Source organism: Aeromicrobium sp. P5_D10 (genome assembly GCF_054049535.1).
The window spans coordinates 251,279-266,355 of the sequence record NZ_JBFUME010000004.1 but is presented as its reverse complement, the minus strand read 5'-3'; the positions used below and the strand labels follow the sequence as shown (position 1 = coordinate 266,355).

Here is a 15,077-nt window from a genome sequence, read left to right as displayed (position 1 = left end):
CTTCAATCCAGGCTGTCTGTCACGGGAATCTCGCTCGTAGAGTGGCCGTCGCGGTAGTCGGCCCGATCGGCTTCGGACCGGGCGATCATCGCGTCGACCGAGGCACGGAACGATTCGAGCGTCCGGGCCTCCGGGGGACCGAGCAGGTAGGTCGCGAGTTTCGCGCGAGCCTCGACCAGCTGATCGGGAGCGTGGCGGGTGACGATGTCGATGAACTCGGCGATGCCGCGCCCGTCACGTCCGATCGTCGTCCCGGCTCCCGTGGAAGGGTATTCGGCTCGGAACGTCGCATCGTCGAGCTCGGTGTGGTTGAACACCGCATATGGCTTCTCACTGGCCAAGAAGTCGCTGACGACACTCGAGATGTCGGTGATGAGGGCGGCCGAACGGTTGAACCACTCGTTGATCGGACCGCCCTTGATCACGCGGTGGTCGATGCCGGTCGACGCTGCTGCGTCGTCGAGCAGATTCGCGATCTGGGCGAGCACCGCACGGTACTTGGCGTCCCGCTGACCTGTGAACGGGTGCGCCTTGAACACGACTCGGATCGGAGGCTGTGCGGCCAACAGCGCCTTGACGACTTTGACGCCGACGGCGGACACCGAGGAGTACTCCTGGTCGAGGTTGACTCCCTCCCAGGTCGGCGCATAGAGCACGGTCGGCACATCTTCGTCGCCGAGCGCCGGGAGCCGTGTGATCGCATGCACCTGAGGACGTCCCACGAAGCGGAACTGATCCTCGTGGATGCCGAGCCCGGAACGGCGGTACCGGTCGGCCCCGGCCTCGCCTGCGACCCACAGCTCGTCGTACGCCCGTGAGAACGGGTTGTTCGATGCACTCTTGTCGCTGTCGCCGTGGCCGATGAACGCGCTCATCAGGGTCGGCAGCCGGAGCAGGTGGATGTTGTTGCCGGTGTTCGACGGGTACAACGCGATACGGGACGCCGAGAAGTCGAGCATCAGGAGCTCACCGGGATCCTTCAACGCGAGGATCGGAATCGACGTCGATGCGACCTTGGTGAACAGCGGCTGATCGCGCAGCACGATGAAAACCCGCTGGTCGAGCGCTTCGAGGCTCTCCAGCCACGTGTTGATCTGGTAGCTGGCCGATTCGGGTCCGCTCAGGTGGACGATGACCTCGGGCCGGTAGTCATCGAGGAAGTCCTGGATCTGGCGCAGCGGCCCGGTGAATCCGGTCGCCCGTTTCTGCTGTCGCATGCGCCACGACGCTTTGGTGTCGGGGATCGTCACGCTCGCGAGAACTGCCACGGCGACAAGACCGGTCAGCACGATCGAGATCCACGGTGACCCGAGCAGCGCCGGCGCGAGGACGAGCAGCTGGGTCAGCCACAGCTCGACAGTGCGTCGCGGCGGAGCGTCGTGGATTCGGGGGGAGTCGGGGATGTTGCGGGTCTCCATGGGCTTGAGCGGGCCGACCAGGCGGTACTCCTCGTGCAGGGATCGACCGCACAGCAGCAGGGCATAGATCACAGCCATCACGGCGAACGCGGCAATGGCACCTCGGCTGTCGAACTGCTCGCTGGCGACCAGACCCACCACGACACGAAGCGCGAAACGCATCGGGATGCCGAAGGACGCCTGGTTGAGCAACAGCGAGGCGCTCGACGCTCGACGCTCGAAGACGAGCTCTCCGCACACAGAGATCGCGAGCAGGACGAGGGCGCCGATCTCGAGCTCGAGAACGGCGCACACCAGTGCAAGGAACAGGGTCCCGACGGTCAGGACGAAGCCGCGAAGCTCCTGCGTCTTGCCCAGCCGGGACATGGCTGCTTGAGCAGCGCGAGCGGGCGAGACCATGTGCGCGAAATTATCACGACCCGTTCGAGGCACGCCTGAGGTAGCGTCGTGGCGTGCATCGCTCCGGCCGCCTGCGCATCCCCATGTGGATGGCGCATCCAGTTCGCCTCCTCCCGCTGACGTTCCTGACGTTGATCCTGATCGGCACTTTGCTGCTCCTGTTGCCGTTCGCGCGATCTGGTTCGGGCAGCGCGGGTTTCATGCCCGCTTTGTTCACGTCGGCATCGGCCGTCACGGTGACGGGTCTCGCGACGGTCGACACTGCTACGTACTGGACCCCGGCCGGACAGGGGATCATGCTGGCGCTCGTCGAGATCGGCGGCCTCGGGATCATCGCCCTGGCCACGGTCTTGGGCCTGTTCATCGGCGGCCGTTTGGGACTTCGCACCCGCATGGTCGCGCAGGCCGATATGCACATCGTCAATATCGGCGAGGTGCGACCGCTGTTCAAGCGAGTCGCGATGACGATGCTGTTCTTCCAGAGCATCACGGCACTAGTCCTGACGATCCGGTACCGCGCCCACTATTTCGACGATCTGCCGACGGCGCTGTGGCACGGCGTCTTCGATGCCGTCATGGCCTTCAACAACGCCGGCTTCTCCCTCAACAGCGACAGCATCGGGCTGTACGGCGGGGATGGTCTGATCATCTTGCCGATCTCGTTCGCGGTCTTCGTCGGAGCCGTCGGCTTCCCCGTGCTCGCCGAACTCTTCTCGGGGTGGCGCACACCATCGCGGTGGACGATCCACACGCGTCTGACGGTATGGGGATCGATCGGCCTGTTGATCGTCGGCGCACTCTCCTTCCTCGCGCTGGAGTGGAGCAATCCGGCCACGCTCGGCGGTGCGGACTTCTGGCACAAGATCGTGACCGGCATCGAAGGCGGAATCATGCCCCGCTCGGGTGGTCTCAACTCATTCGACTGGGGCGCGGTCAGACCGGAGACACTCAACATGGGCATCATCTTGATGTTCATCGGCGGTGGCAGCGCGAGTACTGCTGGCGGCATCAAGATCACGACGTTCCTGCTGCTGGCGTACGTCATCTGGGCCGAGCTACGCGGCGACCCGGAGATCACGGTCGGCGCACGGTCGATCGGCTCCCGGGTCATGCGGACGGCGATCACGATTGCTCTGCTCGCGGTGATGCTCGTGACCACCACGACATTCCTCGTGATGCTGATGACCGACTTCGACTTCGACGAGGTGCTGTTCGAATGCACCTCGGCGTTCGCGACGGTGGGTCTCAGCACCGGGATCACACCGGATCTGCCGCCTGATGCGCAGATGGTCATCATTGTGTTGATGTTCTTGGGGCGTGTCGGCACGATCGCCGTTGCCGGAGCGCTCGTCTTGCGGCGTAGGATGCCGCGGTATCACCTTCCCGAGGAGCAACCGATCATTGGCTAAGGACCGCAACATCTCTCCCACCCCACCAGTCATCGTGCTGGGTCTGGGGCGTTTCGGCACGGCCGTCGCCCGATCTTTGGTGCAACTCGGTCACGAAGTCCTGGCTGTCGACGAGCGTGCCGACATCGTGCAGAAGTACGCCAGTGATTTCACCCACGTCGTCGCGGCCGACACCACCGACACCGAAGCCCTGCGCCAGATCGGTGCCGAGCAGTTCGGCATCGCGGTCGTGGGCATCGGCACCGACATCGAGGCCAGCGTCCTGACGGTGCTGGGGCTGCTCGACCTCGGTGTCAAAGAAGTGTGGGCCAAGGCGATCAGCGGTAAGCATGCGGCGATCCTCGAACGCGTCGGTGCGACCCAGGTCATCCGACCCGAGTCGCAGATGGGCAAGCGGGTCGCGCACATGGTGACCGGGACCATGACTGACTTCATCGAGTTCGACGAGGGCTTCGCGATCGCCCGCACGAAGGCTCCGTCGCGGGCAGTCGGCAAGACGCTGCAGGACGCCAAGCTGCGCGCCGACTACGGCGTCACGATCGTGGCGATCAAGTCCCGCGGATCCGACTTCACCTACGCGCAGGCCACGACCGCGGTCTACGCCGGCGACGAGGTCATCGTCTCGGGTCCCACGACCAAGGTCGAGGCGTTCTGCGCGCTGACCTGAAATCAAACAAGATGTCGGCGATCCTGGGTTGAAACGACCCCCGGGTCGACCCAGGACCGCCGACATCTTGGGCGGGAATGGGTATTGGATCCACCGCGGCGGGTGGTAGGGCGGCGACACCGGTAATATCTCGCCAGTGAGTACGCCTGATGCAACGACTGCCTCCTACCGTTACACCAGCGACCTCGCGGGGGAGATCGAGCGCCGGTGGCAGGACCGCTGGGACGCAGAGGGAACCTTCGAGGCGCCGAACCCGGTAGGCGATCTCGCAGGCAGTGAATCGGACGCTCAAAGCCTCGGCGAGAAGTACTTCATCATGGACATGTTCCCGTACCCGTCGGGTGCCGGACTGCATGTCGGCCACCCGTTGGGCTATATCGCCACCGACGTCGTCGGACGTTACCGCCGGATGCAGGGCGACAACGTCCTGCACGCGCTGGGCTACGACGCATTCGGCCTGCCCGCGGAGATCCACGCGGTGCAGACCGGCGAGCATCCCCGCACCAACACCCTGGCCAATATCGCCAATATGCGCCGCCAGCTGCGCCGATTGGGACTGGCTCACGACTCCCGCCGCAGCTTCGCCACGATCGATCCCGACTACGTCAAATGGACTCAGTGGATCTTCGTGCAGATCTTCGAGTCCTGGTACGACGAGGAGCAGGGCAAGGCGCGGCCGATCAGCGAGCTGCGCGCCGAGTACGAATCCGGGCAGCGCACCGCCCCCGACGGCGCCGCATGGTCGCAGCTGGGGCCCATCGAGCGCCGCATCCTGATCGATTCCGTCCGCTTGGCGTACGTCGACGAGTCGCCCGTCAACTGGTGCCCGGGACTCGGCACGGTCCTGGCCAATGAAGAGGTCACTGCCGAGGGGCGCAGCGAGCGCGGCAACTTCCCGGTGTTCACCCGCAACCTGCGCCAATGGAAGATGCGGATCACCGCTTACTCCGACCGGCTGATCGACGACCTCGAGCGGGTCGACTGGCCTGAGTCGGTCAAGAACATGCAACGGAACTGGATCGGTCGTTCGCACGGAGCACGGGTCGTGTTCCAGGTGCCGACGGCCTCCACGTCGTTCGAGGTCTTCACGACGCGCCCCGACACGCTGTTCGGTGCGACGTACGCGGTTCTGGCGCCCGAGCACGATCTGGTCGACACCCTGACCACCGCGGCCTGGCCCGAGGGCACGCCGCGGGCCTGGACCACCGGCGCTGCGACTCCGTCCGAGGCCGTTGCGGCCTACCGGATGATGGCCTCGGCCAAGACCGACCTGGAGCGCCAGGAGAACAAGGACAAGACCGGAGTCTTCACCGGGACGTTCGCGACCAACCCGGTCAACGGCGAGCAGGTCCCGGTCTTCATCGCCGACTACGTCCTGATGGGGTACGGGACCGGCGCGATCATGGCGGTCCCCGCCCACGATGCTCGTGACCACGAGTTCGCCGAGTCGTACGGTCTGCCGATCGTCCTGACGATCCAGGCACCTGACGGACACGAGGGCGTCTACACCGGCGAGGGTGTCGCGATCAACTCCGCCCATGGCGACCTCGACATCAACGGTCTGGGCGTGGATGACGCCAAAGCCGCGGTCATCACCTGGCTGCAGCAACACGGAGCCGGCGAAGGCACCACGACGTACCGCCTGCGTGACTGGCTGTTCAGCCGCCAGCGCTATTGGGGCGAGCCGTTCCCGATCGTGTACGACGAGCTCGACCAACCGATCGCGATCCCTGAGTCGATGCTCCCGGTCGAACTGCCCGATGTACCTGACTACTCGCCGAAGACGTACGCGCCCGATGACGAGCACAGTGAGCCAGAACCGCCGCTGGCCCGCGCGGATGACTGGGTGCACGTGACCCTGGACCTCGGCGACGGACCCAAGAAGTACCGCCGCGAGACCAACACGATGCCCAACTGGGCCGGATCGTCGTGGTACGAGCTGCGCTACACCGATCCGCACAACAGCGAGGTGCTGGCCGATCCCGAGAACGAGAAGTACTGGCTCGGTCCCAAGAAGCCCGGCGAGACCGGCGGCGTCGACCTGTACGTCGGCGGCGTCGAGCATGCCGTGCTGCACCTGCTGTATGCGCGTTTTTGGCACAAGGTGCTTTTCGACCTGGGTCATGTTTCCAGCGAGGAACCATTCCACCGGCTGTTCAACCAGGGCTACATCCAGGCCTATGCCTACGTCGATGAACGGGACGTCTACGTCCCCGCCGACGAGGTCGTCGAGCGCGATGGCGAGTACTTCTACAACGACAAGCCGGTCCGCCGTGAATACGGCAAGATGGGCAAGAGCCTGAAGAACATCGTCACTCCCGACGAGATGTACGACGCGTACGGCGCCGACACGTTCCGCGTCTATGAGATGTCGATGGGCCCGCTTGACGTGTCCCGCCCCTGGGAGACACGCGCCGTCGTCGGTTCGCAACGCTTCCTACAGCGGGTGTGGCGTCTTCTGGTCGACGAGGAGACCGGCGAACTGCAGGTCGACGAGGAAGAGCTCGACGCGGCAACGCTGCATGCCCTGCACACGACGATCGAGGGTGTGCGCGGTGACATGGAGCACCTGCGCTTCAACACCGCGATCGCCAAGCTCATCGAGCTGACCAACCACTTGACCAAGGCCGGCATCAGCAGCCGGGCCGTGGTCGAGCCGCTCGTCCTGATGTTGGCCCCTTTGGCGCCGCATATCGCCGAGGAACTGTGGACCCGGTTGGGTCACGAAGGATCGCTGATCCGCGAACCGTTCCCGGTCGCCGATCCGGCGCACCTGAAGTCGGCTTCGGTGACATGTGTCGTCCAGGTGTTGGGCAAGGTGCGGGGCAAGCTCGAGGTCGACCCCGACATCTCCGACGAGGATCTGACCGCGCTCGCGCTGGCCGAACCCAATGTGGTCAAGTCGATCGACGGTCGCGAGGTCCGCAAGGTCATCGTGCGGGCGCCGAAGCTCGTCAGCATCGTGTTGTAGCGCTGCTCGTGCCTCGCAGCTCCCGCGACTTCGTCGCGGCCGGGCTGCGCCCGGGCTACTTGCCTCGCTGCGCTCGGCTCATGGTTGAGTTGTGGGGCAAGTAACATCTTCGGCATGACCATTGCGATCGTCACGGACTCGACTTCGTCGCTGGACCTCGCCGACGCCGAGCGCGAGGACATCACGATCGTGCCCTTGCAGGTCATCATCGGCGCTGAGGTGTTCACCGAGGGTGTCGACATCACCGCTGATCAGCTCGCCGCAGCACTGGGACTGTTCACCCCGGTCAGTACCTCGCGCCCCACGCCGGAGGACTTCCTGGCCGTCTACGAGCGCCTCGCTGTCGAGGGCGCCGAAGCCATCGTGTCGATCCACCTGAGTGCCCGGATGTCGGGAACGCTCGACTCGGCTCTGCTCGCGGCGAAGCAGGCATCCGTGCCGGTGACGTGCATCGACTCGACCCAGGTCGGTATCGCGACCGGTTTCGCAGCAGGCCGGGCGGCGCAGGCCCGAGACGCCGGTGAGGACGTCGTCGCGGTGGCCGAGGCGGCCCGTCGTGCGGGGGAGGCCTCGACAGTGCTGATCTACGTCGACACCCTGGAATATCTCAAACGCGGTGGCCGGGTCGGGTCCGCTGCGGCGCTGATCGGATCGGCGCTCGCGGTCAAGCCGATACTCACGATCACCGACGGAATCGTCGCCCCGCTCGACCGGGTTCGCACGCAGACCAAAGCCCTCGCCAGGGTCGAGGCGCTGACGGTCGAGGCGGCACAGGCCTGCGAGAACGGATTCGACATCGGTGTCCAGCACCTTGCGAGCCTGGACACGGCGACGGCCGTGGCCGATCGTCTCGCCGCCGCGTTGGGCCGCGACGGTATTCCGGTCGACGAAGTAGGTGCGGCGATCGGCGCCCATGTGGGACCCGGCACGATCTCGGTCACGATCACGCCGCGCTCCTGACGGCGTCCCGTCCACCGCCTCACGCTCTGTCCTGGTTATCCACAGGGGCCTGCCGAGGGCCTGACGGGGGACGCTGCCTGACCCTACGTTCGTGGGGTGAAGGCCGCTGAACCCGACGAGACCCGTGCCGAGATAGCCCGTCGACGGCTGTCGCAGCTCGCTGCCTCGTTCGACAGCCAGTTGCCGGCCGTCGACGAGCCGGTCGCTGCGCGTCCTCGCGCCGAGATCCCGTATGTCCGGGCGGTCGCGGCCGTCGCGGTGGCCGCCTCGGTGCTGCTGGTGTGGTGGTTGCTCTCGGGACGTCCGGAGACCAGCGATCCCGTCGCACCACTGGCGGTGCCGCCGAGCCCGCCGAGCACAGCGGCGTCCACGGAACCCAAAGCGGCACCCGAGCTCATCATCGACGTCGTCGGCACCGTGCGGCGTCCCGGCATCGTGACGTTGCCGAAGGGGTCACGGGTCTACGAAGCAATCGAAGCGGCCGGGGGACTCAAGGGCAAGGTCGACACCACAACCCTCAACCTGGCACGTGAGCTCACTGACGGCGAACAGGTCATCGTCGGCATAGAACCGGTCGAGGGTTTCGATCCCGCATCACCGACGGCTGGCACGGGGGCGGCGCAGGCCAAGGTCAACCTCAACACCGCGACGGCCGAGCAGCTCGATGCCTTGCCCGGGGTCGGGCCGGTGACGGCGCAGTCGATTCTGAACTGGCGCCAGGACAACGGTCGTTTCGGCACCGTCGATGATCTGCTCGACGTCAAAGGAATCGGCGAGGCGACCCTCGCCGAACTGCGCGACCTCGTGACGGTGTGAGCCGCACGGCGTGAATCACGACGTGCGGATGGTGCCCGCCGCCGTTCTGGCGTGGGTGGCTGCGGCAGTGCTCGTGACCGGTCCAGCCCTGCTGGCGCTCGCATCGGCGATGGCCGCGGTTGGAATCGCCGCGATCGTCATCAAGTGGCCGGTCGCCAGGCCGATCGGGCTCGCCGCCATCTGCCTGGCCGCAGTGGCGGCGTCGTGCGCATGGCGTCTCACGGTCGTCGAGCACTCACCCTTGACGACACTGGCAGAGCACCGTCGGGTGGCGACCCTGGACGTCGAGGTGGTGCGTGATGCCAGGACGTTCACGCATCGCGGTCGCGAATCGGTCGTGGTCGAGTTGCGGGTGCGGCGGGTCGTCGCTGGAGGTGTGGATCTCCGCGTGCGTGACCGGGCCACGGCGTTCATCCCAGGACGCGCCGACGATCTCGTGGTCGGGCGGCGGCTCGTCGTCAGAGGACGATTGGCCCCGTCCGACGAGTCCGGCGAGGCGGCGGTGATCCAGGTGCAACGCCGAGGTCAGGCCGACCGGGCGGCGTGGTGGTGGGAAGCGTCCGAGCACGTACGCGAAGGGATCCGCCGGTCGGTCTCTCGCCTCGACGACGAGCCCCGTTCCTTGGTTCCTGCATTGGTCGACGGTGACGACTCGAGAATCAGCGACGCCGTCGAGGAAGACTTCCGACGCAGCGGGCTGACTCATCTGATGGCAGTCTCCGGCACGAATCTGACGATCGTCCTGGGTGTCGTCATGCTGTTGGCCCGGGCCGCCGGGCTGGGCCGGCGTCTGCTCTGGCTGGCCGGGGGACTCTCGATCGTGGCATTCGTCCTGCTGGCCCGACCCGACCCCAGCGTCGTGCGGGCAGCGGCGATGGGAGCCGTCGGGGTCGCAGCACTCGGATTCGGAGCCCGCGGAGGTGTCAGGGCCCTGTCGTGGGCCGTCATAGGTCTGCTGTTCGTCGACCCCTGGTTGGCGCGGACGCCGGGTTTCATCCTGTCGGCAGTCGCCACCGCCGGAATCCTGCTGCTGACCCGGCCCATCGCCGACAGGCTGAGAAAGTGGATGCCGCGCTGGTGCGCCTTGGCCGTCGCGGTTCCGCTGGCGGCGCAGTTGGCCTGCACCCCGGCGATAGCCGCGCTGTCCGGTGAGATCTCACTCGTCGCGGTGTTCGCCAACCTCCTGGCCGGCCCAGCCGTCGCCCCGGCGACCATCGCCGGTCTGGCGGGCGGACTCGTTGCCTTGGTGTGGCTTCCCGCGGGGCAACTCATCGGCGTAGGCGCGGGAGCCTGCACGAGTTGGATCCTCACGGTCGGCCATCGTGCCGCTGCGCTCGACGCCGCCTCCCTGCAGTGGCATGCGCCGTGGCAGGTGCTCCTGGTTGTCGTACCGCCTGTGACCTGGCTGATCATCCGGTTGTCTTCGAGACCCGTGCTGTTCGTCGGTCTCGCATTGGGCCTGGTCGTCGGTATCTGGCGACCGCCGCAACCGGGCTGGCCGCCGTCCGGTTGGGTCATGGTGGCCTGCGATGTGGGTCAGGGGGATGCGACGGTCGTGAACATCGGCAGTGGTGCGGCGATCGTCGTCGACGCGGGACCGGACGGGGCGTTGATCGACGGTTGTCTCGACCGACTGGGCATCGACCGTGTGCGGCTCCTGGTGTTCACCCATGCGCATGCCGATCATGTCGACGGCTGGACGGGCGTCGGCGTCGGACGGTCCATCGACCAGATCGCGGTCGGGACGTCGGGCGGCCCCGCCGTCGCCGGAACACCGCGGCACACCATGGCCCCGGGGGAGTCCTTCGCCGTCGGTGGTCTGACCGTGCGGGTGCTCTGGCCACCTGCGGATCAACCGAGTGCCGGAGCCAATGACGCCAGCGTCGTCCTGCTCGTCGTGGTGCGCGGGCTGCGATTGCTGTTGACCGGTGATATCGAACCCGACGCGCAGGACCGGCTACTGCGTTCGGGAGTCGACGTCGGCGCCGACGTGCTGAAGATGCCGCACCACGGAAGCGGACGGCAGTCCGAGCGCTTTTTCGAGGCAGTCGGTGCGCGGATCGCGACGATCAGCGCGGGCCGAGGCAATGACTATGGGCACCCGGCCGCCGCGGCGCTGGGTCTGCTGCGCGAGCGGAACATGCGGTGGTGGCGAACCGATATCGACGGAGATATCGCGATAGTCGAGCGTGAGTCACAACTGTTCGTCGTGACACGCTGATCAGTGCCCCGAACATGTCGGTGCCGGGTCATACGGTTGAAGGGATGAAGATCCTGCACACCTCCGACTGGCACCTGGGCCGCACGCTGCATGGCGTCGACATGCACGAGCACCAGGGCGCATTCGTCGACCACCTGGTCGACGAGGTCCGTGCGCGGTCAATCGATGCCGTGCTGATCAGCGGTGACGTCTACGACCGGGCGATTCCGTCGGTCGACACGGTCCGGCTGTTCGACGACGCGCTGGCTCGGCTCAGCGAGCTGACGACCGTCATCATCACGCCGGGCAATCACGACTCTGCAGTTCGCCTCGGATTCGGGGCCGGGCTGATGCGCGACAACATTCGGATCCAGGCCTCGATCGCCGATCTGCATCGTCCGATCCTTCTCGACGACGGTGACACGACCGTCGCGGTCTACGGCATCGCGTATCTCGATCCCGAGACTGCACGGGCATCGCTGGCCGACGATCAGGATGACTGGCCGGCACGCAGCCATGAGGGCGTGCTCAGCATGGCGATGGATCGCATTCGTGCCGACCTGCAAGGCCGATCCGGCGTCCGTTCGGTCGTCATGGCCCATGCCTTCGTGGTCGGCGGGATGCCGTCCGACAGCGAACGTGATCTCTCCGTCGGCGGGGTCGACTCGGTGCCGTCGGGGGTCTTCGACGGCGTCGACTACGTTGCACTCGGCCACTTGCACGGACCGCAGCAGGTCCCGGTGCCAGACTCGAACACCGTGGCGCGCTACAGCGGTTCGCCCCTGGCCTACTCGTTCTCGGAGAAGAATCATCGCAAGTCGACAGTTCTCGTCGAGATCGGCGCGGACGGTCCACCCACCACGACGTTGATCGAGGCGCCGGTCCCGCGCAAGCTGAGTGAGATCCGGGGAGAGTTGGCGCACGTTCTATCGCCGGCAACCGACGCGCACGCCGATGACTGGCTCAAGATCGTGATCACCGATCAGACGTATCCGGCCCGAATGCATGCACTGGTGCGCGAGCGGTTCGAGCATGTCCTGCAACTGAGCCACGAGCCGCTGGCTTCTGAACGGGTCGGGGCGGCTCCCATCGTCACCGAGGCCATGGCTCCGGCCGAAGTCGCCACCGAGTTCGTCGAGTTCGTCACCGCGACTGCGGCGACCGAAGCCGAACGCGATGTCATCCAGCGGGCGTACGACGCCGTCCAGGCCAAGGCGCAGGCGGCGCAATGAAGCTCTACTCGTTGTCGTTGCAGGCGATCGGGCCATTCGCCGGATCGCACACGATAGATCTCGCGGCGCTCGGCCAGGCGGGGATCTTCCTGCTCGAAGGCCCTACCGGAGCGGGTAAATCGACCATCATCGACGCGATCGTCTTCGCGCTGTACGGCGATCTCGCCGGTGAGTCGGCCAGCAAGGAGCGCCTGCATTCCCATCACGCCGCACCCGGTGTCGAGCCCTACGTCGACCTGGTGTTCGAGGTCGACTCCGGCATCTACCGGGTCCGTCGAACCCCTGCCCACCAGCGTCCCAAGCGGCGTGGAGAGGGCACCACGATGCAGAACGAGAAGGTGCGCCTGAGTCGGCTCCACAGCATCGACGCGCCCGACACCGGCGAGACGATCTCGACGTCGACGCAGGAGGCGGGTCACGAGATAGCCGACCTGGTCGGCCTGCGTAAAGACCAGTTCCTGCAGACGGTCGTGCTGCCGCAGGGCGAGTTCGCCAAATTCCTGCGCTCCAACGGCGAGGATCGCAAGGAGCTGCTGGAGACGATTTTCCGTACCGAGATCTACGAGCAGATGACTCGCACGCTGGTCGAGATGCGTCGCGACGCCAATGCCCGCACCGAGGGCGCGCGTCAGCACGTCCAGTCGGCGACCGCTGTGCTGGCGAGCGCGTCCGATGTCGAGGTTGAGGAGTTGCTCACAGCCGACGGGCACGTCGACCGCGAGCGACTCACCGAGATCGTCGACACTGTAGTTGGCCACGCCACTGAATCTGCTGCCGTCGCGGCACAGGCAGCCGCTGCGAGGCAGGGGGCCGAGCAGGAGTTCACGGCCGCGGAGCAGCTGACGGCGGCCCTGTCCCGTCGAGCCGATCTGCTCGAACGTCGCGATGTTCTCGCGGCCCAGCGGCCGCAGATCGATGCCGCCGCTCGTGAACTGGCGGCCGGTCAGCGGGCCGCTGTAGTGGTCGGTGCGGCGCGGGCTCAGCGGGCCGCGGTCGCCGCGCTGGAGGCAGCCGGCACGGCATTGGCCGACGCTGAGACGGCGCTCGGCCCAGACACGAACCTCACCGACGCCCAGTGTGCCGAGCTCGACGACACGCTTGGCCGTCGAATCACTCATCTGACGTCGTTCATCGCTCTCGAGGCCGGGTTGCCGGCACGGTTCGCCGAAATCGACCGGCTCGACGAGCGGGTGGCCGATATCGAGGTACAGCTGATCGAGATTGAGAAGCGGCTCGAAGACAGGCCAGTGCGACGTGAGGCGTTGCAGACGGCAAAAGACCACCAGCTCGTGCTGACTGCGGGTCTCGCCGACGCTCGGTCGGCGCTCGACCGGGCGGCACGGGTCGTCGAGAGCGCACTCTTGGCATCGACCATGACCGAACGGCTTTCCGAGGCGAACTCGACGCTGCGCAGCCTGATCGAGATCGCCCAGACCGCAGTCGCCGAGCACGCCGATCTGAGACGTCGAAGGATCCAGGGTATGGCCGGCGAGTTGGCCGATGCGCTGGTCGAAGGGGAACCGTGCGCGGTGTGCGGCTCGCCGGAGCATCCGAAACCGGCGCAGCGTGCCGAGGACCATCCAGACGACGAGTCGATCGAGAACGCCGATCTGGAGGCCAAGACAGCCGAAGCCGAAGTTGCCCTCGGACGCTCGGTCGTCGATCGTCTGGAAGCAGAACGGGTTGCGGCGGTCCGATCGGCCGGTGGGTTGTCGGTCGAGGACGCGCAGCGTGCCCATGACGACGCAGCGACGTTGGTGGCGCAGACCGAGCTCGCACGTGAACGAGTCACCGAGCTGGACCGCGATCTCAACGAGCTCGATGCAGCCGAGCTCGCCGATGAACGCGAGCGCGGGCAAGCCAATGCGACGCTGTCAGAGCTCAAAGCGCGCTTCATCGTGCTGTCCGAGGCGATCGCCGCCGATCAGGCCAGCATTGCCCAAGAGCTGGGCGGCCAGACCGGTACGTTGACCGAACTCGCCGAGCAAGTCGCGACGCATCGCCTCCTGGTACAGCGCTACGCCTCGGCCAGGCGCGACTATCAGCTGGCCGCCGACCGTCTCGAGGAGACGACGGACGTGCTGCGCGAGCAACTGACCGAACATGAGTTCGCCGACGTCGAGGACGTGATGGCGGCGATCCTGCCGGCAGATCGGTCAGCAGACCTCGAACGTCTCGTCACGACGCATCGTGCACAGTCCGCCGTCGTGGATGACGGCCTCGCCGCAGCCGAGTTGATCGGGCTGACCGGTACGGAGGAGCCAGGTCTCGATGAAGCCCGGATCGCGCGGGAGGAGGCCCGGACGATCGACCAGGCCGCAGCGGGGGCGGCCGCAACTCTCCAGACTCAGGCGGCCAAGGTACGAGCCCGACGCGATGAGCTGGCTGCGGCCCTCGACGATCTCGACGAGGTCGCGGCCGATGCTGCGGCGGTGATCCGGATGGCCGATGTCGCTGACGGCTCCTCGCGCGCCAACCTGAAGAATCTGACCCTCGGCACCTATGTCCTGATGCGACGTTTCGAGGATGTCGTTGCTGCCGCGAACGCCCGGCTCGGGCCGATGTCGGACGGCCGCTATCAGCTACGTGCCACCGACGAGAAGGAGCGCGGGGCACGCGGTCGACGTACCGGACTCGCCTTGGCGGTTCTCGACACCGAAACGGGACAAGAGCGCGAGCCACGAACGCTCTCGGGCGGAGAGACCTTCTACGTCTCGTTGTGTCTGGCTCTCGGCTTGGCCGATGTCGTGACCGGCGAGGCCGGCGGTATCGAGATCGGCACTCTGTTTGTCGATGAAGGATTCGGTTCCCTTGATCCCGAGACACTCGACGACGTGATGTCGGAGCTGACGGCGCTCGCACGGGGCGGGCGGGTCATCGGGATCGTGAGCCACGTCGAGGACCTCAAACTGCGGGTTGCCGACCGCATCGAGGTGCGTCGCGGGGCAGATGGGTCGTCGACGCTGAGCGTCAAGGTATGACGATGTCGGCGGGCCCCACTAGGC

General features: G+C 66.4%; 9 protein-coding genes. 8 read left to right on the top strand and 1 reads right to left on the bottom strand.

From position 1 onward, the window contains the following. Positions 1–2 precede the first annotated feature (2 nt). Positions 3–1,817: a CDP-glycerol glycerophosphotransferase family protein gene (locus ACXJKC_RS09045; RefSeq protein ID WP_456696373.1), complete on the bottom strand. Its 1,815-nt coding sequence runs from the start codon at positions 1,815–1,817 to the stop codon at positions 3–5. A gap of 53 nt (positions 1,818–1,870) precedes the next feature. On the opposite strand from ACXJKC_RS09045, the gene ACXJKC_RS09040 reads away from it, so the two are divergent. The 8 genes from ACXJKC_RS09040 to ACXJKC_RS09005 all read left to right on the top strand — a co-directional run bounded on the left by ACXJKC_RS09040 (position 1,871) and on the right by ACXJKC_RS09005 (position 15,053). Then, on the top strand, positions 1,871–3,226 hold the full coding sequence (locus ACXJKC_RS09040; RefSeq protein ID WP_456696372.1) for a TrkH family potassium uptake protein: 1,356 nt from the start codon (positions 1,871–1,873) through the stop codon (positions 3,224–3,226). Continuing rightward, positions 3,219–3,893 carry a potassium channel family protein gene (locus ACXJKC_RS09035; RefSeq protein ID WP_456696371.1) on the top strand — a complete coding sequence of 225 codons (675 nt, stop codon included), beginning with the start codon at positions 3,219–3,221 and terminating at the stop codon, positions 3,891–3,893. Before ACXJKC_RS09040 ends, ACXJKC_RS09035 begins: the two co-directional genes overlap by 8 nt. 136 nt (positions 3,894–4,029) lie before the next feature. Further along, complete coding sequence (gene leuS, locus ACXJKC_RS09030) at positions 4,030–6,864, top strand: leucine--tRNA ligase (protein WP_456696370.1); 2,835 nt, start codon at positions 4,030–4,032, stop codon at positions 6,862–6,864. A 114-nt stretch (positions 6,865–6,978) separates the two neighbouring features. After that, positions 6,979–7,824 carry a DegV family protein gene (locus tag ACXJKC_RS09025; protein ID WP_456696369.1) on the top strand — a complete coding sequence of 282 codons (846 nt, stop codon included), beginning with the start codon at positions 6,979–6,981 and terminating at the stop codon, positions 7,822–7,824. Between the two features lie 96 nt (positions 7,825–7,920). After that, positions 7,921–8,640 (top strand): helix-hairpin-helix domain-containing protein, encoded by a 720-nt coding sequence (locus ACXJKC_RS09020; RefSeq protein WP_456696368.1) that lies wholly within the window; start codon positions 7,921–7,923, stop codon positions 8,638–8,640. A gap of 10 nt (positions 8,641–8,650) precedes the next feature. Continuing rightward, entirely contained in the window at positions 8,651–10,861 is a 2,211-nt protein-coding gene (locus ACXJKC_RS09015; protein ID WP_456696367.1) for a ComEC/Rec2 family competence protein, read from the top strand. Between the two features lie 44 nt (positions 10,862–10,905). Then, a complete protein-coding gene (locus ACXJKC_RS09010; protein WP_456696366.1) occupies positions 10,906–12,072 on the top strand; it encodes an exonuclease SbcCD subunit D in 1,167 nt (388 codons plus the stop codon). Next, positions 12,069–15,053 (top strand): AAA family ATPase, encoded by a 2,985-nt coding sequence (locus tag ACXJKC_RS09005; RefSeq protein ID WP_456696365.1) that lies wholly within the window; start codon positions 12,069–12,071, stop codon positions 15,051–15,053. Before ACXJKC_RS09010 ends, ACXJKC_RS09005 begins: the two co-directional genes overlap by 4 nt. The last annotated feature ends 24 nt before the right edge of the window (positions 15,054–15,077 follow it).